This window comes from Lactobacillus sp. UCMA15818 (assembly GCF_030400225.1).
GTDB lineage: Bacteria > Bacillota > Bacilli > Lactobacillales > Lactobacillaceae > Liquorilactobacillus.
In genome coordinates this window covers 14,692-39,013 of sequence record NZ_VJYB01000013.1, presented here as the reverse complement: position 1 = coordinate 39,013, position 24,322 = coordinate 14,692, and the positions used below count along the sequence as shown (strand labels likewise).

The following is a 24,322-nucleotide window of genomic DNA, read 5'->3' as shown; positions in this document are numbered from 1 at the left end:
ATGCAAGGACCGTTATGTTCGCAATTTCAAGTTAGTATCCAAATTTTACCAATCTATGCCACACTCTCTGCTCATGGTGGTATGATTAAATTATTGATAAAGAAATCGGGTGTATATTAATGAAACAAGGAACTACTATTCTTACATTAGATAATGGTTATCATCTTTGGACCCATACAGAAGGTAAAGGAAAAATCAAATTACTTTGCCTTCATGGCGGCCCTGGTGGTAACCACGAGTATTACGAAAATTTTGCTAGTAAATTAGCAAAGCTTGGTGTTCAGGTAACCATGTATGATCAATTAGGCTCTTGGTACTCAGATCAACCAGACTTTAGTATTCAGGAAAACATCGATAAATTTCTAAATATGGACTACTTTATAGATGAAGTAGAAGAAGTCAGAATAAAGCTTGGCTTAGAAGACTTTTACCTGATTGGCCAATCATGGGGAGGAATCTTAACACAAGAATATGCTCTTAAGTACCCTGAACACCTAAAGGGAATCATCATTTCTAGTATGACCGATAATATCGAAGAGTATGTAACTAATGTTAATAAGATTCGCGAAAAAGAATTTTCAGATGTCGATCTTGCTTTCATGAAAAAGTGTGAATCTGAAAACAACTATGCTAACGAGCGTTATCAATCTCTAATTGATAAATTAAACCAGGGATACGTTGACCGTAAGCAGCCACCAGCAATCTCACATTTAACAGATACAATGGCTACACCTGTCTATAATTATTTCCAAGGTGACAATGAATTTGTTGTCACGGGTAAAATGAAGGGCTGGGATCGTAGAAACGACATTCATAAACTACAGATGCCCACACTAATCACTTATGGTGAACATGAAACAATGCCGCTTGAAACAGCTAAGCGAATGGCTGCAACTATTCCAAATGCTAGACTGGAAACAACTCCCAATGGTGGGCATCATCACATGATTGATAATGCTCCTGTCTATTTTAAACATTTGGAACAATTTCTTGTTGATGTTGAAAGCCATCATTTTCCGGAATCGAAAAAATAGAGCAGGTGTGCGTTCCATTACAGATAGTGACCCCCTCAAGTTGGACAAAAATCTAACTTAGGAGGTCCTTTTATGATTATAATATGACTTTGCTTTGAACCTTCTTGCAGACAAAGATTATTTTCACAGCAGAGGAAGCTTCAAAAACACAACCTTATCATTTAACCCCTGGATTTACTGAATTTGAAATAATCATTGTTAGGAGATTTGTCCATTGGGATCAAAAACGACAATTATTCAAGAATTTGCAAATTATACGCTTAAAAATATTTTTGCATCTCTAGGGCTTTCACTATATGTGATTGTTGATACTTTATTTATTGCGCTCGCTGCTGGTGCAATTGGACTAGCTTCTTTAAACATTGTTCTCCCCATTTTTAATCTTTTTAGTTCTGTTGGTTTGCTGCTTGGAATTGGCGGCGCAACGATTTACTCTATGAACAAAGAAAGACACTTGAATAATACTATTTCGTTGTACGGTCAATTGCTCATCCTAGGAATTTTGGTTGGAATTTTTTTTGTAATTATTGCAAATCTATTCACCAATCAGCTTTTATATTTGATGGGAGCAAATTCACAGACAATTGCTGTGGCTGCACCCTATCTCAGAATCATTTCTCTTTCAGCCCCGCTCTTCATTGCAAACTATATTTCAGTTAATTTTATTAGAAATGATGGTAATCCCAAGTTAACAATGATTGCTACCTTATCTGAAACTGGTGTAGTGGTAATTGCCGATTACCTTTTAGTCTTTACATTTGGATTGGGGATGAATGGTGCTGCATTTGCAACACTCATCGCCCCCTTGACAAGTCTTGCAATTCTCACAAATCATCGCTTTTTTCCTGCAAGAAACCTTAGATTAAAATTGAGAATGCCAAATTTTGTTCTAGTAAAATCTGTTATCAGGCTTGGATTTCCCTCCTTACTAACAGAACTAAGTACAGGCATTAGTATCTTCGTTTTTAACATCGTTCTACTAAGATTGGGCGGTAATTATGAAGTTGCAGCTTATGGAGTAATTGCTAATATTGGTATCATTGTTCTGGCTTTCTTCAACGGTGTCTCATTCGGAATGCAGCCGCTCGTTGCTCGTGAGTATGGCAAAAACAACTGGGAACATGTACACAAGATACTCTATGCTAGTCTGATCACCTGCTCTGCAATTGCTTTAGTTGGTTATTTATTTTTAATTATTTTTAAATATCCTGTCATTAATATTTTTAATAACGAACATAATAACTTATTGGTAACATATGCTAGTTATGGTATTCCTCTTTATTTTCTAAGTCTCTTTTTTTCAGGAATCAATATAAATATCATGCTTTTTTCTGTTTCTATCAATCAACCGCGCCTATCATTTTTCATATCGCTGCTTCGCGGTTATCTGATTTTACTACCCACTATTATCATCTTTGGTTACCTATTTGGCATAACAGGGGTTTGGCTAAGTGTTCCTTTTACCGAACTGATTGTTGCCCTTTTTGGTACTCTTTTTCTGCGAAACATCCTTACGCAGAATTTTGCATGATATAATCTATCTGTGAGGAATGCTATTTAATAACATAGAAAGGAAGTGAAGTTGCTCAAGACGTCGATTCATCTAGCAATGCATTGGGTACTAGGTTCCTTCGTTTAGCAACTCGTATGAATATCAAAAGAATTGATTATCTTGTTTTGAACGTTTCCAATATCTCACGTGCCGTACGCTTCTATCACGAGGTTTTTGACATGCCTATCATCTCTGAGAATGCTGAAAAAGCAGTTATGCATTGTGGCCACCAGCTACTAGAATTACAGTTAGTGCCTTCTGCAACCAGCAGCAGCCAACGTGTTAGTTTCTGTATCGTAGCAAGCACACCTATGGAAGACGTATTGAATCACTTGGCCAGCTACTATGTTCCTGTCCTCAATGAACCAAGCGAGAAGGTTGGAGCTTCTGGAAAAATGACTGCTATTAGAATCAAAGACTATGATGATAATATTATTGAAATTGCCGTCTATCAACACTAACTAGAATTTTAACTTATGAAACACGTTTATTAAGAAATAACTAGCGAGGCTTGGCTAAAATATAACTTTTGGCCAAGCCTCGCTAGTTATTCAAATATAAGCAAAAATCTTTTGTCATGTTCTACTATCTCAGCGTTTTAAATTCGCTTAATACTTCAAACACTATCGTTTATTTCTTAAAGTCTACTCTTGAACTAACTAACTTAATAATAACAGCACCTAAAACAGATACAGCTAACTCTCCAGCCGCAACCGTCAAATATGTTTCCCAAAAGGGGATATGGCTAATCAAATATAGTTCCAGTGCGACACTCCACATTGAAACCGTACATACAACTACGCTGACGGCTAACTTTCCTGCTGTCGTCTTCGCATATTTACTAAGCCAATAACTGATTGACGTCATCATAAGTGAGCCTAGTGATCCAAAAATAACATCTGTAATCCCAAGATTAGACCATAAATTGGCGATTACACACCCAATTGTGATTGCCCAGATATAGCGTTTATTAAAAATAGCAAGATTATTTAGGGTCTCTGAAAGTCTGAACTGAATAGGCCCATATGCCAATCCCGAAGCTGTCAAAGTCAAAACAACATACATTGCAGCAACTAGCCCAGCCTTAATAATTCCCACTGTCTTTTCGTGTGAACTTTGCATCTATGATACCTCTTTCTAGTTTTTTATTCCGGTGGGATTTTCGCGAACCACCGTTATGATACTTGTAATTATAACAAAAGTCAGTATGGACACAAAAAAGAAAATTTGCAAATTAAACTAAAGATAAGTAGAAATCAGTATAAAGTTTAGCTTTTAATCCAATCCGCTATCGATTGCGGATAAACATACTTCACAAGTTAAAATTCTCCGCCTAACTTCTTTTTAAGATACTTTTCGAACTGTCCATAGGGCTTGTAACCCTTAATTTTTTCTTTTGGAACACCATTCTCAAATAAGAGTGTACAAGGAATACTCAGCACATCAAACTGCTGTGCAATTTTTTGATTTTCTTGAACATCTACTCTCCCAAAGAAAAGCTTGTTACCAAAACTTTTCTCCAATTCTTCAAAAACGGGTGTAAACATCTGACATGGTCCACACCAATCTGCATGAAAAGCAATAAGTGCTAAGCCCTTAGGAATATCCGACTTACTTACTATTTCCGTCACCATATTACACTCCCTCAGTTGTCATAGAATGAATTTCTCAATGACTTCTGCAACTGCACTGTTGTTATTATCATTAGAAGTAATAAAATTAGCATTTTCCTTTATCAATTCATGTGCATTTGCAACAGCAACCCCCAGACCCGCGGTTTTTATCATGGCTAAGTCATTGCCACTATCTCCAATTGCAATGATTTCGTCTTCCTCAATATTTAACATCTTACCCAGTTTAATAAGTCCTTGACCCTTATCAGCTTTTGCAGAATTAAATTCAATATAGCGATCCGATGAAAAAGTAATATTCAATGAATCATCAATGTTCCTTAGAACCTCCCCTTCTATTTTCTCACGCTCTGCTTTGGTTGGTACATTAAAGATTATCTTTACCAATTCGGTTCCTGCCAATGCATCAATGTTGTCTTCTTTCAGTTCTTCCCAATGAGCAACTCTTCCAGAAATATAATTAATTTCTTTGGAATTGATATTCCAAATATAAAGTTTATCCAGTGAGTACACATGAATACAGTAATTATTTTTCACACCTAACTCAAAAAGTTGTCTTATGACTTTAAATGACAAAAGATTGGTTGTTAAAATTTGATTTCCTTGATTCTCAACAATTGCTCCACCATTAAACGAAATCACATAAGAATTTTCTTGTTGATACAGTCCTAGCTCACGTAAATTATCTTGGACTGTCAAAAAATTACGTCCAGTATTGGGAACAAAAAAAGCTCCCTGCGCAACCGCTTTCTTAATTGCTCGAACATTTTCTGGCGAGATTTTTTTCTGATCGTTCAAAAGTGTTTCATCTAAATCACATGCAATTAACTTATACATTTTTTAATCACCAATCCTTTGAATTTTAAAATCCGCTTTTACTTATCTTCTCACACGATTTATAATAAGTGTGATAAAAATTGCTAACAAAACAACCCCAGCAAATAACGGGGCTGGAATTTCAATGTCTATCATGGGAATCGAAACAAACAGCTTTACTGCAATTAATCCGATTAAGGCATACGCCATTACCTCAAGTTCAGGTATGATTTCCATAAGTTTGATAATTATTTCGGCAATTCCACGCATACACAAAATACCAATCATCCCACCTAGCAATATAATTACTGGGTTTGAAGAAATTGCTAGTGATGCTAATACAGAATCAATTGAAAATACAATATCCATCAATTCAATGGAGATTACAACGGACCAGAATAATGGTAATAGCCGCTTGCCTTTTGCCCTTTTCCTCTTGGCAATAGGATGGTACATGTGATAAAAATGTGCTAGTGCTAGATAAAGCAAATACCCCGCACCGACTACCTTGATTTCCCAAAAATTTATCAAGTATGTCCCTATCCCAATAATCAGAAAACGGAACACATATGCACCCCAAAGACCATAAAACAGGGATTTCTCTTGTTCTTTTTTTGTAGGCAAGACCTTCGTCTGCGCAGCAAGCACGATTGCGTTATCTACCGAAAGCAGACACTCAATCAAAGCAAGCGATAGAATCACAAGCCAGTCACTTCCAGATTCAATTACCAATTTCCAATTCTCAATATTAAAAAATGGACCATATAATTTAGAAATAATATCCAACAAAGAGCCCTCCTGCAGCTGATTTTATTAATTTAACTTCATTTTAACATATTATAATTTATAATTAAACTGCCATTCAAGGCACTAATCGGTCGATTTTCTATCACTAAAACTAAGTGTAATCTCCTTGTAACTCTTGCTCTCTTTATTATCGGAACCATGCAGAGTTGTTAAACTCTTACCGATAAAATATGCTTTTAAAATGCTATAGCTTTCGGCACGATCTCTACCTGATAATTGCTTTCCATCAAAGACTAAATCATTATTTAAAGTAAACATCTTTTCAATATCAATTTGCTGATTGACTCTCCCCACTATGAAGTCTAGTGATACTCCAAAAAAAATCGCCAATTTCATAACTTCAGAATAGGAAGGTGTATTAATACCGCGTTCCCAGCTCCCAATCTGCGGTCCAGAATTGGGATGTGTCTTTAATTCATCATCTATATTCATTTCATTTAACTGTCTTGCCAATTGCGAAAGCGTTAACCCGCTTCCCCTGCGTAACGCTTTTAATTGTTCTGGAAACATATAATTTTCCCTCCTAATATTTATAAATTCAACTGTTATACTTAAAAGAATTGCTATGCTAAAATAAATGAGAAATTCTTATTCTCCATGAAAGTCAGGTGTTCGCAATGTCAATCACTGAACTTACAATTCCTTTGCCTAATGAAAATTTTGTAACTGCAACTGCATACGTTTTACCCATAACGACTCCAAAAAAGACGATGTTTCCCGGAATTATAATTTGTGCGGGGGGCAGTTTCAAGCACCTTTCACAAAGGGAGAATACTCTAGCGGCACTTGCCTTTCATGCTCATGGTTTCAACGTCTATTCATTGAATTATTCTTTACTTTCCACTGACACTGAACCACTTTACCCGATTCCTTTATATGAACTCGCCTCAACTATTGCCTTTATCAGAACTAATGCAAAGAAGTTCAATCAAAATCCTGATGCGCTTACTACATTGGGCTTTTCCGCCGGAGGACATATTGTTTCTGCATTGTCCGGAACGTGGGCAACGGTTAAATTAACAAGTGAATTAAATTTAACAAGTGAAAGCATCAGACCCAATGCTCAAATTCTAGCATATCCCTTAACTGATTTAACGACTTTCTTTACAAATAAATCAACCAAAATTAATCACATCATCGCAATCCCTGAATTGATAAATACACAAAGATTAGTTAATGCAAAAACGCCGCCAACATTTATCTGGCATTCTTATACAGATACTGCTGTACCTCTTAGTAACACGTTGGGTTATATTACCCAACTGGCTAAAAATAAAGTTCCCTTTGAATCACATATCTTTTCATCGGGTATTCATGGAACTGTACTGGCTAACACCCTGACCGCACGTCCAGAAAAAGGGGTTTCGGATATTAACTCTCGTGTCGCAACCTGGGTTGATCTTGCAATTAGTTGGATGTCATCCCAATTCGAGAATTCATAGAACCTCGACTAACTCATTTATGCTTAGTAAATAAAGATATTTGTGAGTTACCTTTTGCCCTAATTCATTTTCTAAAGCAACCGCATACAGATTCAACTGCCCCTTATAACGACTAATCAGCTCTTTCTTTTTTTGTATAGCTCCTGGTCCAATATAATCTGTTTTATAATCCAGTAAAATAACTTCTTTATCAGTTTTGATATATGCATCAATAATACCGTGAATAAGTATATCAGCGGCAATCCTTGTCTTAACATCTGGAAACAGTTCATTAACCGGCATTAACATTGAAAACGGAACTTCTCGTTTTACCAATTGCGGCTCTTTCAGTAAAAGTTGTCCCATGTTGCTTGTAAAGAAATTAACAATTGACTGTATTTCAATTCTTTCTGCAATGTCGCTTTCCAACAAGCCGCTTTCCAACAAGTTAGCAATCGTTTGCTCAATTACTTGTGTTGTAACTGGTTTTTCCAATTCTATCTTTTGTAGCACTAAATGGGTTGCTGTCCCTATCTGGGCAGCTGAAACCTTGTTTTCATTATTAAAAAAAGTGGGTAGTTTAAATTCTTTATTTACTATTCGATTAGCTTTCCTCTTAAAAGTGTTTGCTCCCCACTCTTTTAAAAATGGTAATTCTGTTTCTGCGGGATCAGCAAACACACGCTTTACCTCTGAAACTGCCTGATAAGCAGTTGTCATTGTCAAGTCCACATCCGGATATTCAAAATTCAACAGTTTACTAATCTCAGCTTTGTTAGAATTCGCCGAGCCTTTATTTTCTTTCACTAAGAGGTTAACTGGATCATCCTGCTGATCACTTTCCAACTGAAGTTTAGAACTATTATAGAATTCCACTGCAAAATTTGCAGTAGATTCTTGGATTTCCTTTGGTGCAGTACTCGAAACTGCAAATGTCTCTCCACAGTATTTTGTTCTTATCAGACACATCCCTATCCAATCCATAAAGTTCTTACCTTGTTGTCTAATAGTTGGACTGAGTACCAGCTGATGATCTTGTACCGCTTGCTTCCAAATTGAAACTGCTGTTTTCTTATTCGAATATGTTCCAACAATGTATAGTAATTGTTCCGCACGTGTCAGTGCAACATACAGCAATCTCATCTGTTCAGCCGCAAGCTTTTTCTTTGCGAGATCTTTGATTACCATCTTCGGCAACGTATCTTTCTTCACTCGTTCATCATCAAGATATGTTATTCCAATCCCATCATGAACATCTAATACGTAATCTTCTCGTAGATTTTGTTCATTGAACTGATGATTTGCATCCATTAAGAAAACGACCGGGAATTCTAGGCCCTTACTGCCATGAATCGTCATGACTTGGATTGCATCGTCAGTCTTTTTTGCAGTGGCTTCAGCCAAATCATGATTTTGTTTCTGCATCCTATCAATAAACCTGACAAATTGAAAAAGTCCTTTAAAACTTGTCTTCTCGTATGCACTTGCTCGCTCATACAACGCATGCAAGTTGGCTTGCCTTTGCATCCCACCAGGCATTCCACCGACATAATCCAAGAAACCAGTCTCTTCGTAAATCTGCCATATCAGTGCTGCTAGTTCATTCTTTCGTGCAGTATTTCTTAACTCATTCAAAAGATTCATGAACCTATCAATTTTGACATAGATTTCTCTGCCAAAAGTACTTTCTGCAGTATCATTGAAATTTTCACAGAAATTTTGCAGCGCTTGGTAATAATCACCAGTTCGTTGATTAATCCTTAGATAGGCTAAAGCATTTTCTTTCAAGCCGACAATTGGCGATCTAAGAACACTGACTAGTGGAATATCTTGCAATGGATTATCTATTATTTTCAAAAAGGACAGCATTATCTGTATCTCAGTTGTCTGAAAGTAGTTCTGTGCATCATTTATAAAAACAGGTATTTCAGCCTTTTGAAACTCATCCATAATTAATAGATTATTATTCCGTGTTGGAACTAACAAAACAATATCTCCATAGGCTACTTCGCGAATCTCACCTTTCGTACGGTCATAAATTGTTTTCTTTTGTGCAACTAATTCTTTAATCTTGTCGATTGCTGCCAAAATTTGGCCCTGCGCTGCACTATCAGGAATGAAATCATTCGCTACATCTTCATCAGCTAAACTATTGGTACTATCTTTGCTCTTTTCTGACTCATAGATTAAAACCTCGGCGGTTGGTGACAAATCAGGATAATATGCTGCTCCAAATTTTAATTGTGCATCTTCATCATAATCTAACTCACCAACACGATTATCCATTAGTTGTTTAAAGATTAAGTTTATAAAAGATGTGACATTCTTAACAGAGCGAAAATTTTCTGCCAGAATCACTCTCTTACCACTACTATCATTATGCTCTTTACTTTGCGAATATCGTTGATATTTCTCTAAAAACATTGTTGGGTCGGCCAGTCTAAAGCCATAAATTGACTGCTTGACATCCCCAACCATAAACATATTTCCCGGGGAATTCTTAGCTAAGTATCCTATTAGTGTTTCTTGTAATTGATTTGTATCTTGGTACTCATCAATCATGATTTCACTGAACTTCTCTTGTAACTTCTTACGAACTTTTCTTTTGTCTCCAGTATTTCCTGATAATATTGCGAGTGCAAAATGTTCAAGATCGCTAAAATCTAATACATGCCGCTGTCGCTTAGCTTGCGCAAACTTGAGTGCAAAATTTTGGACAACTTCTATTAATTTCAAAACTAACTGTTCGCTAGCTTTCATCAATTCAAATTGTTGCTGTTCATTGAATAAGAAGTAATCTTCAGCTAATTTGGCTACTCTTTTTTTCACATCTATCCGTAACCCAAGAATCTCATCTTTGGCCTCTTTTTGAATATCATCTAACTTCGTCATCCGTGGAGCTGTTCCTAAGGTAAAATTCATTACTCTTGCTTGGATTTCATTCCACCTATCTACTTCAACACTGGATTTAAGTTCAGAAATAGTTTCCAGCTCTTTTTTAAGACGATCTTCCCATTTTACAAAGCCTTGATTTTCTGCTATTTCTAGAGCCCGAGTCAGATTACGCTCAGCTTGAGCCAAATTTTCTAATATTATCGGTTTAAGCTGTCTCGTAAAGATTCGGCTCGCTACCAAGTTATCCGCATCAACTGCATAGCTCTGCCCCATCATACCGAGCCATTCATCAAAGTTTGAGTTGGCATTAGCAAAATCAAAAACCTTAAAAACTAGACTTGCCAATCCATCATCACTACGATCATCAGAAAAGTTTTGTGTCAATTTCTCAAAAAGTTCGTCAGAATGCAGATAGTATTCTTCACGTAAATCATTCCAAACATCATCACGCAACAGTGTTCTTTCTGTTTCATCTGTCAGCATTCTAAAAACAGGATCTAGATCAATCAAATAATAATACTTTTCTATTAATCGCAAGCAAAATGCATGCAGGGTGCTGATATTGGCAATATTCAAACGGTTTAATTGTTGGATATACCATTGTTGCTCACTGCCTTTGGCACTATTTATCTCAAGCTGGAGTGCTTTTTGAATTCGTTCCTTCATCTCTTTTGCAGCAGCCTCTGTAAAGGTTACTATCAGCATTGTGTCAATCCCAACTTTTTGCTTTAAATGTGAAATAACACGTTCCACCAATACACGTGTCTTACCAGAACCTGCTGAAGCTGCAACTAAGATGTTCTGTCCGCTACTCTCAATTGCCTCTTTTTGAGAACGAGTAAATTCAAATTTTGCCATTAATTTCACCTGCACTTTCCGTCAACATTTTGATTATTTCTTCTGGAGTTATCTTCGGCAGTTTCCGATAATTATTTTCTGGCAGCATTGCGTCAAATTGAAAGATTGACTTATATGGTGAAAATTGCAATGCCGTGCGCTTATCAGGCCATTGAACAGGATTCAACGATAATTCACCACTCAAAATTTTGTTTGCTGCTTCCTTAATCAAATCCTCATTATGCCGTAATAACAGCTCTAATTCTGCTAATGTTACTAGTTGATGCCGCCCGCTAGCTTTAAAACTACCATCCTTGTTCTTTCTAAAAGGATAAACATTTGAATAACCATTGCTCTCCTCAGCTAGTTTCTCATCCATTGCTTGTAGCAAATTCTCATCTGAAATAATTAAGCCATCATATTTATTAGCTTTAAGCCACACCTTTTCCTTAGATTGTTTCAAAACATCCTTTGCTTTTAACTTTGGATTATACAGGTGCATATATAGCGCCCCTGCTGGTTTGGTTTGTTCATTATTTGTAATTTTACCAAAATTAAGCATCAATGCATCTAAATACGTCAGCATTTGCAATGCCAATCCATAATAGGCATCTCGAAAATCAAAAATATGCGAACTTGACTTGTAATCTACAATTCCAACATAGTTCGTATTACCTGCGAGAATCTGATCTAATCGATCAATCTTTCCACGTACATTAACCTTGCGTTCATTTTCCAACTTAAATTCCAATGGAGCAAGACCATTTTCAGTCCCCACATGACCAAACAACACTTCTGTCTGAATAATCTGTGTGTTACTTCTTTCTTGTTGTTTCTGCATTGCCCTTGCTACTTGCAGCACCGTTGCATCCAATTGTCTTGCTAGATACTGCATTCTTTGTGTACTATTCAAAATTTGGAATTGAGGTAACTGGCGGATTTGCTCCGTGATAATCCTAATTTTCTTCATGAGCTGTTCCACAGTTATCTCCGGTAAACGAATATTCTCTGCTTTCAACATCTTTACCAATGAATCCATTGCTAAATGAAAGAATTCTCCTGTATTGGCTGCAGATAATTCAAAAATACTTCTTTCTTGTAATTTCAATCCATACTTCAAGAAATAAGCATATTCATTTGCATAAAACTCTTCTAACTTAGATATTGAAGTGTTTATTGTTTTTCCATATAACAAATCAACAAGCTCAGGTTTTAATTTTTCAGGAATATTCTGATAACTCAAGCTCGCCAAAATTTGATTCATAAATTCCCGTTCTTGACCATCCTCGTTCAAGAAATTATGGATTTCAATCCAAATATCAGGGACTTGCTGTTCCTGCATTTTCGATTGCCTAAGGACCATCAATAATTTCTTAATTGTTGTTTTCCTTGTTCCCACATAATGTTTTAAAACATATTTGTTTGAATCAGTTATTTGTGGTTCATGTGTTTTTAAATCTAATTTGATTCCATAATGATTAGCAATTTGTGTCACATAAGGAGACACTCTCAGACTTTCTTTGGCATCGTCAGCCAGTGGATAAGACAAGTATAATTTATCTGAAGAACTCATAAATGCTAGATAACTTAGAAATGGTTCAGCAGCCAATTGATTTAGTGTATCATCATTCAGGTACTGTTCTTCAGTTAAAGCCGGGCTTAAGTATGTTCGATCCTCATCAGAAATAATGTTACTATTACTAATTCTGTCTGGCATCACTGCATCTGTAGCACCGATTAAAAAAGTAATCTTCCGGTCGTTCATCTGTACCATCCCGCTCTCAGAAACAATAATTTGATCTAAAGTAGAAGGTACCTGGCTATATTCAGCACCTTCGAAGCCTGTTTGTAGTATCTCAACAAATTGGTCCTCATCAAATTTATGTTCTCCCAATAATTCAACATATTCATCCAATAGCCCACAAAAGGTATTCCACGTTTCTTCAGGTTTAGCTGCTTCTGCAATATTTCCTTGTTCAATTGCTTTATCGCGCCAGTTCAATAATTCATTAGAGATGCCTGTTTCAGTTAAAAACTGACAGAGAGCTTGTGCAGCTTCGCGTCCGTTTTTTACCTTTTTCATTTTTTCAAAAAAGGGAGGAAGTGTTGTTTTTATTAAATTACGAATAATATTTACTTTTCGAGAGATTTCAACTTCTTTATCTGTCTGAGTTCCTGTATCTCCTTCAAAAAAGCGATAGTAAATCCAATCATCTTCGCGTAGCCAACTTTTTCCGTCAAAACCAAATTTTAAGACTAAGTTTTCCGTCAAATCAAGATATTCCCGATACTTCTTACTTGTTAGGCTTTTCCCGTCTACTTTCGGTAACAATAGTTCTGTTTTTAATAGTCTCATCACATCATCATAGCGATAATAATGCTTTTTCACTGCAAATAATGCAGCTATAAATTCAACAAAAGGATGATCCGTCATCTTTTTTTGGAGATCAATAAAAAACGGAAGATGGTATTGTGCAAAAACCGGAGCAATTATATTGCGGTATAAGTCTAAATGACGGGTCAATATTATAAAATCACTATATCGATATCCCTCATTTATTACACTATGCCTGATTCGAGTCGCAACTTCTTCAATCTCAAGGTAACGATTGTTAGCAGAAAAAATGTCCAGCCCTTCTTGAACCGCTGCCGTCTTCAATTCAGTGTGTTGTCCCTCTACCTTTGTCCAATATCTTTCCAAATCTAAGAGAATTGGTGTTTTAACACGTTCATCAGCAATCACAATATTATTGCTGATTATCTGATTCTGCGCAGCATACGCAATAAGGCTTACATATAATTTGTTAGAGCGGTAATAAATAGATTCCTTTCTCGGACTAGCATATTTCTGCCGCTCGTCTAGTACCAAATCGATATATACTTCCTTAGCTTTTTTCATCATTGCCTCAACTAATTTGTTCTCACTAGCTGTGAATTGAGAAAAACCAGTTACTATAAAGCAACTATCTTCTAAATTAGTTTCAGCTATTTTTTCCGTTAATGCCTGTAATAGCTGGCTATTATCTAAATACTTTCCAATTAATTTCTTTTCATACTCTTGATAGATTATTTGTAAATCTTTTAATTTAGCATATAAGTCACTTTGATTATTAGTTTGTTCAGCCAAAAAAGCCAAGTCTTGACTATTAATCCGTCCTTTACTAAATTCATCAAGTTGTGCAACAACTTCACTTACAAAACCTGATTGTGCTTGTTCACCTTTAAAAATAGTTAATTTATTCTTTTGCTCCTCTAAAATATTTAAAACTAACATGTTTAATCCTGCGTTAGAAAGTCTTGGCTTCTGATAAATCGCGCTATCTTTCAAAAAAAACCATGCTAATCTTGAAAATGAGAGAATTTGAACTGAACTTTGGGCAAAGACCTCCCCTTTTCGTCCAAAAGCCACGCGTAATTTCTGCAAAATTGCAATCTCCGAGGCAAACTTAATATGATTGGGAACTAAAATATAGATGTTCTTAACTCTTTTTTCTTTTTTTAACCTAACAATTTGTTCAACTAACTCACTTTGATGATTTTTTGCTGCACTTCCTAAGATAAAGCTCAAGCCCATGCGTTTTATCCCCCTTTAATTAAGTCACAGTTATTTTATCACAAAAGAAGAAGAGTGTTGAAAGCTGGAAAGCTTCGAGCACTAACAATCAATTACAAATATGCTTGCTTTTTAGCTATTAGTAATTGGAGTTAGGCGCAGTAGCTTGGCTTTCATAAACTCGTTAAGAAGAAGAGTGTTGAAAGTCGGGAAGCTTCGAGCACTAACAATCAATTACAAATATGCTTGCTTTTTAGCTATTAGTAATTGGAGTTAGGCGCAGTAGCTTGGCTTTCATAAACTCGTTAAGAAGAAGAGTGTTGAAAGTCGGGAAGCTTCGAGCACTAACAATCAATTACAAATATTGTGGAAACAAAAAAGAACCGCCACAAAAAATTAATTTTGTTCGGTTCCAAAATTGTTTTTTATGCTAACGAGTCCCATGGATCCATCTTAATAGCCTGCTTACTCAAAATTTTGCCGTCGTTCTCATTTAAGTATTGTTTCTTTACGATTACCTCATACACATGCTGCTCAAACCAATCATCGCTCATTATGAAATAACCCTTTTCACCATACTTATCACCCCAACTATTCTCAACTTTCCATTTGATAGGAGTTCCCTCAACAATATCAACCCCAACAATTGCCATCGCATGCGAAACAGTTCCATCACCTGTCCGCAATCTATCAGACTTACTAAGATTCAAATCGATATCAAAAAGCTCACTTTTCTTATATAGTTTAGCCGACAAAACGCCCAGCTTACGATTACTATCCTTACCAACATCACTACCAAACCACACAGCTTCACCATCTTTTAGCTGGGCAATTGTTGCCGTTTTTAAAGAATCAATCATTGTGTTAGCAAAAGTAACTTGAAGCCCCGTATGAATATAACCTTGACTCGGCAACTCATATAATTCATTTAATTTATGATCTGGTGCATTTGAAAGGCAAACATAATCTGCAAAATCCCACTCAAAGTACTTCTCAAAAAATTCTTTTGGCGTTATATTTCGATCATTAAAATATTGTTTATCATCATTTCGGTATTCAAAATCAAAGTTTACTGGTGGTTCGCCAAAGGCATAAACCAGTATTCGATAAATTTCTGCCAAAAAACCTTTTTTTGTAGTCTCAAGCATCTTATCAGTCTTACCTTCAGCAATTAGTTTCCTTAAAGAAACCCCATCTTTTCTAAGTTTTCGTGCTAGTACTTCCGAAACCTCACTAGTTTTCTCACTATTAAATGTTTCCGGCATGGCAGCTTTTGGAACCACCCCATATTTTTCAACTAAAGCTGCTGAATTGGCCCACTGACCGCCATCATCATCCGGAAAATCAAATAAATTCTTAACGGTCCTATTAGAAAAAGGCAATGAAGCAGTTGTAATCACACTCTCATAGAAATGATTTGCTTTCTCTAAACGATCATAAAAAGAATTATAATTTTCTGATAATTCAAAATCCTTAACTTTATATTTAACTGCATACTGCTGTCTCATTGTATTAAGAGTCGCAAACAGCCAGCATCTGCCGCTATTTTTCTGATTGGAAGCCTTCCCAGTCTCCAGCTCTAAAGAAAAAACACGGACTAAATTTTTTTGTGCTTCATAGTCTTCACTTGTTGCCGCTATCCCATTCTTCTGTACTGCTCGTGCAACAACCCGCTCGATTTTTGACTTACCATATTCTTTTTGAAATTCTTCTAAATCACTTTCTGATATATCTCGATTCGTCGCATGCATGACATTATCCTCACTTTCAAAAACCCAATAATCTATACTAACACGTAATGAATCACACTACGTTCATTAGTTGGTTGTATCTCTCGTGCATTTCCATGGTTAAATCGCTGTTTTAATTTGTCCAATTGTTGGGCACTTACAGTAATTGGCTTCTCAATTACCCACCACTCGACGTTTTTAACCAAAGGTGGTGTGGTTAGCGAACCTAGATAGTGGTATACACCGGATTTAAGGCTTGAAATCAAGCTGTCCAAACCCAAGGTTGCAGAAAAGGGTTCTTTTTCACTTTCGATTGCAGGAAAATCTTGAAAAAAACTATTGAGTTCTTCACTGAATTCCCCTAGTTCAACGAAAAGAGCTACTACTGCAATTTGACCGATTATATTTTGGTGTACAAAATGTAACTCCATTGGATGTGATTTTTCATCAATTGTATGTTCCGCAGGAAAATGAAAATGAAGCTGCTTAAAGTCAAAAGTTCTTCCTTCAATAATTGCCTTCCCCTTACCATCATATTGTAGATTATTCCCTTTGTTCACAATATTAATAAATTGGTATTTATCGTCAAACGTTAATATCTTTTCTTTCGCACTAATCTCAATCGTGTGTACCGTCTCAATATTTATTGGTGATTGCCAATTTGGAACAATTTTGGACCACTTTTCTTGCTGTTCGTAATTTAACATGTCGACCGCTCCTTCTCTCGGATATATGTATGTATACGAAAGTAATCTTAACTGTTTTACAGCTGAATTCAATTTATATGCTTAGAAATTAAATTCGTTTAAACCTTTTCATTTAGATAACAATCTTTGTTGCCCCCCTCAAAGACACAAAAAAAGCCGCATCAAAAGTTACCTTTTGACCCAACTCATATCATTTTTACCCTGAGATTACTGATAAAATTACTAGACAGTGTGCTTTTTGTTAAATAACGCGTCAACAGATCGGTTGTTAAAAATCAAATCAATTGCTTTGGCAAAAGTTTTGGAAACTGACAAGACTTTGAGTTTATCAAATTGTTTCTCTGCAGGTACATCGATTGTATCCGTTACGACTATTTCCTTGTAATAAGAATTCTTTAACTCTTCAACCGCTAAACCGGATAAAATCGGATGAGTGGCACATGCATACACTTCAGTCGCCCCCGCATTCTTAAGCGCAACTGCAGCATCTGAGAGCTTGCCCCCAGTATCAATTAAATCATCAAAAACGATACAACGACGCTCATTTACATCACCAATTACAGTCATATTTGAGGCCCGCGTCTCGTCACGTTTATCAACAATTGCGATTGGTGCCTTTAACAAAGTTGCCAAGTTACGGGCTGCTTTCACCCCATTATGATCAGGAGCCACGATGACAACGTCATTTGTAATTCCCTTACTTCTAAAATATTCCGCCTGCACAAAAATCGCAAGCAGATGGTCAACCGGGATATTGAAGAATCCCTGTAATTGTCCTGCATGCAAATCCATTGTAATTACGCGATCAGCCCCCGCCAATTGAATAAAGTTGGCAATTAACTTTGCAGTAATTGGTTCTCTTGGACGTGCCTTGCGGTCTGAACGAGCATATCCATAATATGGCAAAACAACATTAATTGTCCCAGCACTAGAGCGACGAAGTGCGTCCACCATAATCATCAATTCCATAAAATTCTCGTTAACCGGCTCCGAAATCGACTGAATAACAAAAACGTCATCACCACGAACGCTTTCATTGATATTTATCTGAATCTCACCATCACTAAAGTGTTTCACGGATGCTCCACATAATTGAATCTTTAGTTCAGCCGCGATCTTCTCTGCCAGCTTCTGATTAGAATTTAATGCAAATAATTTTAAAGTGGCTTTTTCTTTTTTTTCGCCCATGATTGCCTCCAATTTACTCTTTTGACTTATTATAATAAAAATTACCTAATATTACTATATTTTTATTATAATATTTATTCTCTGATTTGACCGTTACCTCTAACAACATACTTAGTTGTCGTTAAGGCTTCAAGGCCCATCGGACCACGAGCATGTAATTTTTGCGTTGAAATCCCAATTTCTGCTCCAAAACCAAATTCAAAACCATCCGTGAAACGCGTTGATGCATTTACATATACGGCGGCTGCATCAATTTGCTCCAGAAATTGTTGACTTTTTTTATAATCATTTGTCACAATTGTCTCAGAATGTTTCGTACCATGCTGATTAATATGCTTAATTGCTTCATCAACGGACGAAACAACCTTTACTCCCAGAATATAATCATTATATTCTGTGTCCCAATCTTCCGCTGTTGCACGAATTGCTGCGCCTTGCAGAATATCCAATGCCGCCTCGTCAGCTCTAATTTCAACATTATTTTTCTTCAACTCAGCAACAATTTTTGGTAGATATCTATTAGCGATAGCTTCATGAATTAGCAATTTTTCAGCAGCATTACAGACTGCCGGTCTTTGACATTTAGCATTAACTATAATTTTTTCTGCCATTTCAAGGTCAGCTGTCTGGTCGACATAAATATGACAATTTCCAACACCAGTTTCAATAACCGGAACTTTAGCATTTTCCATCACTGTCTGTATCAACTTAGCTCCTCCACGGGGAATTAAGACATCCAGATAATCTGTCAGTTGCATAAATTCATTAGCAACTTCATGTGATGTGTCGGTCAATATTTGGATAGCATTTTCGCTATACCCATTTTCTTTCAACGTCATTTGTAATATTTCAACAAGTTTGAGGTTAGTATTGAAAGCTTCCTTGCCCCCTCTTAAAATAACAGCATTACCAGACTTAAAACAGAGTGCAGCTGCGTCAACAGTTACATTTGGTCGTGCCTCATAAATAATTCCAACAACCCCAAGTGGAACCCTTTTTTGTGTAATCTGCAAACCAGCATGATTAATCCAACCATTAGTAACATTACCTAATGGATCCGGCAACGTTGTAACTTGTTCTAGACCTTGTGCGATTTTCTCTATCCGACTTTCATCCAATGTAAGTCGATCAACGAAGCTTTTAACTAATCCTGTTGCTGCTGACAAATCACGTTGATTTGCAGCAAGAATTTCGCTGGTACTTATCCTCAGTGCGGCTGCCATAGCAAGCAAAATTTTATTTTTATTTGTAGCCGAAACAAGACCCAATTCATAGGACGCAGCTTTGGCTTGACTTCCAATCTTTTCTAAATTAATTCCCATAAGTGGAACCTCCGTTCTTAATCTTTGTTGATAAATAACGTTCCCAACTGTTCGCCATTCAATATTTTGAAAATCACGGAAGGATTCTCTCCATTAGCAAGAATCATTGCTTTATTTGCATCAAGCATTCTTTTCGCAGCTTTCAGCTTTGTAGTCATGCCGCCTGTTCCAAATTTAGACCCACGTCCCCCAGCTTTTTCAAAGGTTTTGTCGTTAATCTCATTAATTGTTTGCAGTAACTGTGCATCATCAAATTTTCTTGGGTTCTTATCATAAAATCCGTCAATGTCAGACAGCATGATCAGTAAGTCCGCATCAATCGAAGTTGCAACAACGGCTGACAATTGATCATTATCTCCAAACTTAGTATGATGATCCAATTCATCAACGGCAACCGTATCATTTTCATTAACAATGGGAATAATTTTTAGCCTTAGCAGATTTTCAAATGTATTCAATACATTTTGCCTGCTAGTCGGATAATCCATCACATCATGCGTTAACAATATTTGCCCGATTTTTTGTCCATAGACCGAAAAACGCTGCTGATAAACCGTCATTAACTGTGTTTGCCCAATTGCAGCAAGTGCTTGTTGCTCTGGAATTGCGGTAGGACGTTCATTCATCCCTAATTGACCAAGTCCAACTCCAATTGCACCAGAAGAAACTAGGACAACTTCTTTATTCTCATTCACCAAGCCGCTTAAGCTATAACAGAGTTGGTCAATTGCTTGTAAATTCAATTTTCCATTTGGATGTGTCAAAGTACTTGTCCCTACCTTAACAACAATTCTTTGAGCTTCAATATGGCGCATTACAATTCCACTGCTTTCTTAATAATTTCAACCATTCTATTACTCTTCATTTTGCTTTTCACTTTTATTCTCAACATGATGTCTGACCTCTAACCAGTCAATATAATTTCGATTAAACTCAGTTACTTTCAAGTCGAGCTGATCAATTGTTATAATATCATTTCTTTTTACTTTGTAATTTTCAAGTAAGTAACCTGCTATAGTGACACTCTCTGATGCATCAAAGTTCTTATTTTTAATCTTGAAAAAGCGTTCAAAATCATAAAGCGTAGTTTTACCAGAAATCTTGAACCCGCCGTCTTCATTCTTAACAATATACTCACTGGATACATTATCAATCTCATCTTTGACAACACCAAAAAGTTCTTCATAAATATCTTTATCTGTGACAATTCCACTAGTCCCGCCATATTCATCCAAAACTACTACAATTGGTGTTTGTTTTTGAATCATCTGCTGTAAGAGCCCCTGAATTGGCGTTACTTCTGGAACAGTAATAATCGTACGCAGTAGTTTGCTGACCAAAATACCGTCATCAACTTGTGCTTGTCTGATTAAATCATATATATATACATATCCCAAAATGCGATCTTTATCATTATTAGCAACAACTGGAAAGCGACTAAACCCCTCACGCAGGTAGTTATTCACAACCGTCTTGACCGAATCCGTGATATCAACAACATCAAGGCTCGTCCGATCCACCATGATATCCTTGGCAATCTTGTCATTAAAGTCAAAAGCTCGCTGCATATACATCAAATCATTTTTGTCTAATTTACCACCAGTTACGGCATTACGCGACACCCGTAATATCTCTGCCTGTGTTAACACATCGTTACTCTCTGTAGCTGGAGTCAGACCGAACAAACGAATGATGCCCGCCGCAGAAATATTCAGCAATTGAACAAAAGGATAAAAGAGAATATGGAAATAATGCAGTGGTGTAACTACAAGCATCATCATTCTCATTGGCATTTCAATACTCAAATTTTTAGGGACAATCTCTGTGATAACAACTTCAAGATAGGTCAACAAGAGCACACCCAGAATGGCTCCGACAGCATGCATCGCCGTCGTTCCAAGTGGAGTAATCTGTAATACATCAACAATCGCTGTCTCAATTGTGGCCTCACCAACCCAACCTAAAATAATCCCTGCTAACGTCACACCTACTTGTGTTGTCGAAAGGTACTCATTTAGATTCTGAACCATTTTTAGAGCAGTTGTTAATTTGCGTTTGTTTCCTTCTCCTTCTTCGAGTGCGCCTTCAAGTGCACTTTTTCTAGTCTGTACAAGTGCAAATTCTGCTGCAACAAAAAAAGCCGCAAAATAAAAAACTATCACTATAATCAATACATTGGAAGCCAGCTGACCGCCTGTCAAAATCCATTCCCCATTTCATTCTTTGTTCTATTGCATATCATATCATTTTTTTGTCATTTAATGATGTTTATCATCTTATTTCTTTAATTCTTCGTAAAAATGGAAAAGGTATGACAATAATGTACTCGTCACACCCACTTTTATATTTTAAAAATCCAGAATTATTATTATTTTATAACATTCCACTATTTTTTCTTAGTTTACTATCACGTTCTTTTTTCACTTGCAGTATCCAATTCTTAAAAAATAATGTCTGCGTATCTGCCCATGAAAAAATAGGATTTTTCATCTGTGCAAAATCTTCATAATAATTTTGCGGTTTTGCCAATATCGCTGCCTGATCCGGATACGCCTTCAATTCTCTTTGATATTCTTTTGCGAGAGCATCGCTACCATATTCAAGATGGGCAAATAAGAAAACTTGTGGCTCGCTTTTAGCCTCAACTAAGAATAGATGATTTGTTTCTGAAAGTGCCTTAATCTCCAAATTTTTATTTTCGCTAATCTGCTTATGATTCAATTCTGCATAACGTGCATGCGGAGCTGTGAAACCTCTAGGCAATCCTTCCAACAGCTTCGACTCTGTAAACAGTTTTTGCTTGTAAATACCAAATAACTTATGCGCTAACATCTGTTTCTCAATCCCATAAAAGAAATTTGCAGCTGCCATTGCTCCCCAGCAAATATATAATTGTGGAATATCTAGTTTTTGTAAAAGTTGAAATAGTTGCTGCATTTCATTCCAATAAGTAACATCCAGAAAGTCAACTTTTTCAAGTGGTGCCCCCGTGACAATAAAAGCATCCATCTTCTTCACTTTAAGAAAATCTAGCGGCTCAGATATATGCGCAATTTCTTCTGGCACCGTACGTCCTTGATAATGCATTGTTGGATAAAAATAAGTCACTTTAACAGGGGTACTTTGTTGTTTCAATACAAAAGCAAAACGTTTTTGAGTATCAGACTTGTCATGCATTATATTTAAAATTCCGATATTTAAAGTTTCAGCTTCCAATGTTTCGCTCCTAACTAAAATAATCTATCGATTTTTTATTTTACCGCTCCAGACAAGAAACTTCTAGTATAATTTTAAAGAAATTCTGATAATAGAATTAACTAAGATAACAACTGTAATTAAAAAATAAAAGACTTGACTAGATGCAAGAAAGGAGTGTGGTATAGGTTGGTAATGCTCAAAATTACAAGCATCATGCGCATTTGGCCATAAATAATTTGAAGTCATCCGGAGAATTTTGACTCAGCTTCGGACCTATTCTCTAAGATTCTTGAGGCTTACCGTCCTCATTTTCCTCTAAATTTACTTGAATCTGCTTCATACTCAAAAGAGTGTCAGCAACTAGCTTTGCGGTATCGCTTTTTAAATCACTTGTATTCGAGTAAGATCTAATAAACAAATCTGAAGCATTCAAGTTAGACGATATAATAACAAGATTCGTCACTAGTGGAACTGTATTTTCTACATCAAAGAAATTATCAACACGATTAATATTTGTAAAGGGCAAGTTAATAACACCCGTCTCTAATACCACTTCAACAGGTTCATTATTCATTGCAATTGGTTGCACAGCCCGCACAATCTTTTCTCTTGAAATGGCGCTCTCAAACTTAGCAAGCAAGTTCTCCATAAAATTAGTTTTTAACTCGCTAACCTCTTTGACTTCTATTTTATTCAGCACTATTTTAGTAAATTCATCTGTTTCAACTTGGTTAATAAAATCCTTAACTTTAATTTCCATTACTATTTCACTTCCAAACTCATTAAATGATTATTCTGCCGAAGATTCTAATCTATATTAAAAGCAAGTTTGGATAATGTCAAATTACACCAGCATCCCTAACCACAGTATCAATCCTTTTTACTTAGTAAGAATGTCCATTTTTGGCATATATTCACTATTCTTTAACCCTATGAATTAAATAACTATCCTGTCCCAACAAAAGTTTTCTGATTTCCACCGCAAATCTTGCGCGAGCAACTGGACGCAAGGATTCCACTAATTTTTTTAATGGTTTTATCTTTGCTAAACTATTCAATACCGTTGCAACAGCATAGACAGTTGGACGTTCCTTATGATAGATTAATCCCGGATAAACGAATAATGCCCTTGTTCCTAATCGTTTGCTTAGTTCATCTTCAAGTACAAGTTTGGCTTTCATATAAGCACCCATCCCCAATGGTGCAGAATTTGCAGAAACGAACAGAAACTTGGTGTTCTCAGTCTTTTTTTCAATGAACTTAATTACGTTCATCACTGGTTTTATTGTTTTTTTATAATATTCATTGTAGTTTTTTGCCAACAGTACTCCAATCAGGTCAATAACCCAGTCTGCTGTTGCCACTTCCTTTTGCCACGTTTCTGGTTTATCTAAGTCAATCCTGTTCCATGACACTTTTGGCCACTTTTCTTTATCTTCATTTGTTCCGCCATGTCGTGACATACTAACTAACTCAATTTCTTCGTACAAACTCAATTCTTGAATAATGCCCTTACCTACATAGCCCGATCCACCAAGCAATACAACCTTCACGTAGATCATCTCCTAATAAAAAAATATGACACAAATTCATCTATGCCATATTTCCTAAATATATTTTTTATAAGTCTT

20 protein-coding genes are annotated in these 24,322 nt (G+C 36.2%); 4 read left to right on the top strand and 16 right to left on the bottom strand.

The window, feature by feature from the left end; translation table 11 throughout:
* The first annotated feature begins 119 nt into the window (after positions 1–119).
* The 3 genes from FFX44_RS10845 to FFX44_RS10835 all read left to right on the top strand — a co-directional run bounded on the left by FFX44_RS10845 (position 120) and on the right by FFX44_RS10835 (position 3,047).
* The gene (locus FFX44_RS10845; protein ID WP_289980885.1) at positions 120–1,034 is read left to right on the top strand and encodes a proline iminopeptidase-family hydrolase; all 915 of its coding nucleotides are present in this window, start codon (positions 120–122) and stop codon (positions 1,032–1,034) included.
* 214 nt (positions 1,035–1,248) lie between these two features.
* On the top strand, positions 1,249–2,565 hold the full coding sequence (locus FFX44_RS10840; protein WP_289980883.1) for an MATE family efflux transporter: 1,317 nt from the start codon (positions 1,249–1,251) through the stop codon (positions 2,563–2,565).
* Positions 2,566–2,681: 116 nt separating this feature from the next.
* Entirely contained in the window at positions 2,682–3,047 is a 366-nt protein-coding gene (locus FFX44_RS10835) for a VOC family protein (RefSeq protein WP_289980906.1), read from the top strand.
* 169 nt (positions 3,048–3,216) lie between these two features.
* Here FFX44_RS10835 and FFX44_RS10830 read toward each other — a convergent pair whose 3' ends face one another.
* The 5 genes from FFX44_RS10830 to FFX44_RS10810 form a co-directional block, all read right to left on the bottom strand.
* Complete coding sequence (locus tag FFX44_RS10830) at positions 3,217–3,708, bottom strand: QueT transporter family protein (protein WP_289980881.1); 492 nt, start codon at positions 3,706–3,708, stop codon at positions 3,217–3,219.
* A gap of 197 nt (positions 3,709–3,905) precedes the next feature.
* Positions 3,906–4,220: a thioredoxin domain-containing protein gene (locus FFX44_RS10825; protein ID WP_289980880.1), complete on the bottom strand. Its 315-nt coding sequence runs from the start codon at positions 4,218–4,220 to the stop codon at positions 3,906–3,908.
* A gap of 18 nt (positions 4,221–4,238) precedes the next feature.
* A complete protein-coding gene (locus FFX44_RS10820) occupies positions 4,239–5,054 on the bottom strand; it encodes a Cof-type HAD-IIB family hydrolase (protein ID WP_289980879.1) in 816 nt (271 codons plus the stop codon).
* 42 nt (positions 5,055–5,096) lie between these two features.
* Positions 5,097–5,819, bottom strand: coding sequence for a TerC family protein (locus tag FFX44_RS10815; protein WP_289980877.1), 723 nt, complete (start codon positions 5,817–5,819; stop codon positions 5,097–5,099).
* An 84-nt stretch (positions 5,820–5,903) separates the two neighbouring features.
* Positions 5,904–6,350 carry a helix-turn-helix transcriptional regulator gene (locus FFX44_RS10810; protein ID WP_289980875.1) on the bottom strand — a complete coding sequence of 149 codons (447 nt, stop codon included), beginning with the start codon at positions 6,348–6,350 and terminating at the stop codon, positions 5,904–5,906.
* A 107-nt stretch (positions 6,351–6,457) separates the two neighbouring features.
* On the opposite strand from FFX44_RS10810, the gene FFX44_RS10805 reads away from it, so the two are divergent.
* The gene (locus FFX44_RS10805) at positions 6,458–7,282 is read left to right on the top strand and encodes an alpha/beta hydrolase (RefSeq protein WP_289980874.1); all 825 of its coding nucleotides are present in this window, start codon (positions 6,458–6,460) and stop codon (positions 7,280–7,282) included.
* Here the strand turns inward: FFX44_RS10805 and addA are convergent.
* The 11 genes from addA to FFX44_RS10750 form a co-directional block, all read right to left on the bottom strand.
* On the bottom strand, positions 7,277–11,014 hold the full coding sequence (addA, locus tag FFX44_RS10800) for a helicase-exonuclease AddAB subunit AddA (RefSeq protein ID WP_289980872.1): 3,738 nt from the start codon (positions 11,012–11,014) through the stop codon (positions 7,277–7,279). The two genes, FFX44_RS10805 and addA, sit on opposite strands and share 6 nt — an antisense overlap.
* On the bottom strand, positions 11,001–14,567 hold the full coding sequence (locus tag FFX44_RS10795) for a PD-(D/E)XK nuclease family protein (protein WP_289980871.1): 3,567 nt from the start codon (positions 14,565–14,567) through the stop codon (positions 11,001–11,003). The genes addA and FFX44_RS10795 overlap by 14 nt, the downstream gene beginning before the upstream one ends.
* Before the next feature lie 404 nt (positions 14,568–14,971).
* Positions 14,972–16,297 (bottom strand): C1 family peptidase, encoded by a 1,326-nt coding sequence (locus tag FFX44_RS10790; protein ID WP_289980870.1) that lies wholly within the window; start codon positions 16,295–16,297, stop codon positions 14,972–14,974.
* Between the two features lie 32 nt (positions 16,298–16,329).
* Positions 16,330–16,983, bottom strand: a complete 654-nt coding sequence (locus tag FFX44_RS10785) for a carbonic anhydrase family protein (protein WP_289980867.1) — start codon at positions 16,981–16,983, stop codon at positions 16,330–16,332.
* A gap of 222 nt (positions 16,984–17,205) precedes the next feature.
* Complete coding sequence (locus FFX44_RS10780; protein ID WP_289980864.1) at positions 17,206–18,171, bottom strand: ribose-phosphate pyrophosphokinase; 966 nt, start codon at positions 18,169–18,171, stop codon at positions 17,206–17,208.
* A 74-nt stretch (positions 18,172–18,245) separates the two neighbouring features.
* Positions 18,246–19,493 (bottom strand): glutamate-5-semialdehyde dehydrogenase, encoded by a 1,248-nt coding sequence (locus FFX44_RS10775; RefSeq protein ID WP_289980863.1) that lies wholly within the window; start codon positions 19,491–19,493, stop codon positions 18,246–18,248.
* A gap of 17 nt (positions 19,494–19,510) precedes the next feature.
* The gene (gene proB / locus FFX44_RS10770) at positions 19,511–20,308 is read right to left on the bottom strand and encodes a glutamate 5-kinase (protein ID WP_289980857.1); all 798 of its coding nucleotides are present in this window, start codon (positions 20,306–20,308) and stop codon (positions 19,511–19,513) included.
* 39 nt (positions 20,309–20,347) lie between these two features.
* Positions 20,348–21,694: a hemolysin family protein gene (locus tag FFX44_RS10765; RefSeq protein ID WP_289980855.1), complete on the bottom strand. Its 1,347-nt coding sequence runs from the start codon at positions 21,692–21,694 to the stop codon at positions 20,348–20,350.
* Positions 21,695–21,866: 172 nt separating this feature from the next.
* Positions 21,867–22,709 (bottom strand): homoserine O-succinyltransferase, encoded by an 843-nt coding sequence (locus FFX44_RS10760; protein ID WP_289980854.1) that lies wholly within the window; start codon positions 22,707–22,709, stop codon positions 21,867–21,869.
* A 262-nt stretch (positions 22,710–22,971) separates the two neighbouring features.
* Positions 22,972–23,451, bottom strand: coding sequence for a hypothetical protein (locus tag FFX44_RS10755; RefSeq protein WP_289980851.1), 480 nt, complete (start codon positions 23,449–23,451; stop codon positions 22,972–22,974).
* Between the two features lie 157 nt (positions 23,452–23,608).
* A complete protein-coding gene (locus FFX44_RS10750; protein ID WP_289980850.1) occupies positions 23,609–24,244 on the bottom strand; it encodes an NAD-dependent epimerase/dehydratase family protein in 636 nt (211 codons plus the stop codon).
* Positions 24,245–24,322 lie beyond the last annotated feature (78 nt).

Excerpts from the sequence above, each read along its gene's own strand:
- FFX44_RS10845 (WP_289980885.1), top strand. The coding sequence starts at position 120 with ATGAAACAAGGAACTACTATTCTTACATTAGATAATGGTTATCATCTT.
- FFX44_RS10835 (WP_289980906.1), top strand. The coding sequence starts at position 2,682 with ATGAATATCAAAAGAATTGATTATCTTGTTTTGAACGTTTCCAATATC.
- FFX44_RS10830 (WP_289980881.1), bottom strand. The coding sequence starts at position 3,708 with ATGCAAAGTTCACACGAAAAGACAGTGGGAATTATTAAGGCTGGGCTA.
- FFX44_RS10825 (WP_289980880.1), bottom strand. The coding sequence starts at position 4,220 with ATGGTGACGGAAATAGTAAGTAAGTCGGATATTCCTAAGGGCTTAGCA.
- FFX44_RS10820 (WP_289980879.1), bottom strand. The coding sequence starts at position 5,054 with ATGTATAAGTTAATTGCATGTGATTTAGATGAAACACTTTTGAACGAT.
- FFX44_RS10810 (WP_289980875.1), bottom strand. The coding sequence starts at position 6,350 with ATGTTTCCAGAACAATTAAAAGCGTTACGCAGGGGAAGCGGGTTAACG.
- FFX44_RS10805 (WP_289980874.1), top strand. The coding sequence starts at position 6,458 with ATGTCAATCACTGAACTTACAATTCCTTTGCCTAATGAAAATTTTGTA.
- addA (WP_289980872.1), bottom strand. The coding sequence starts at position 11,014 with ATGGCAAAATTTGAATTTACTCGTTCTCAAAAAGAGGCAATTGAGAGT.
- FFX44_RS10795 (WP_289980871.1), bottom strand. The coding sequence starts at position 14,567 with ATGGGCTTGAGCTTTATCTTAGGAAGTGCAGCAAAAAATCATCAAAGT.
- FFX44_RS10790 (WP_289980870.1), bottom strand. The coding sequence starts at position 16,297 with ATGCATGCGACGAATCGAGATATATCAGAAAGTGATTTAGAAGAATTT.
- FFX44_RS10785 (WP_289980867.1), bottom strand. The coding sequence starts at position 16,983 with ATGTTAAATTACGAACAGCAAGAAAAGTGGTCCAAAATTGTTCCAAAT.
- FFX44_RS10780 (WP_289980864.1), bottom strand. The coding sequence starts at position 18,171 with ATGGGCGAAAAAAAAGAAAAAGCCACTTTAAAATTATTTGCATTAAAT.
- FFX44_RS10775 (WP_289980863.1), bottom strand. The coding sequence starts at position 19,493 with ATGGGAATTAATTTAGAAAAGATTGGAAGTCAAGCCAAAGCTGCGTCC.
- proB (WP_289980857.1), bottom strand. The coding sequence starts at position 20,308 with ATGCGCCATATTGAAGCTCAAAGAATTGTTGTTAAGGTAGGGACAAGT.
- FFX44_RS10755 (WP_289980851.1), bottom strand. The coding sequence starts at position 23,451 with ATGGAAATTAAAGTTAAGGATTTTATTAACCAAGTTGAAACAGATGAA.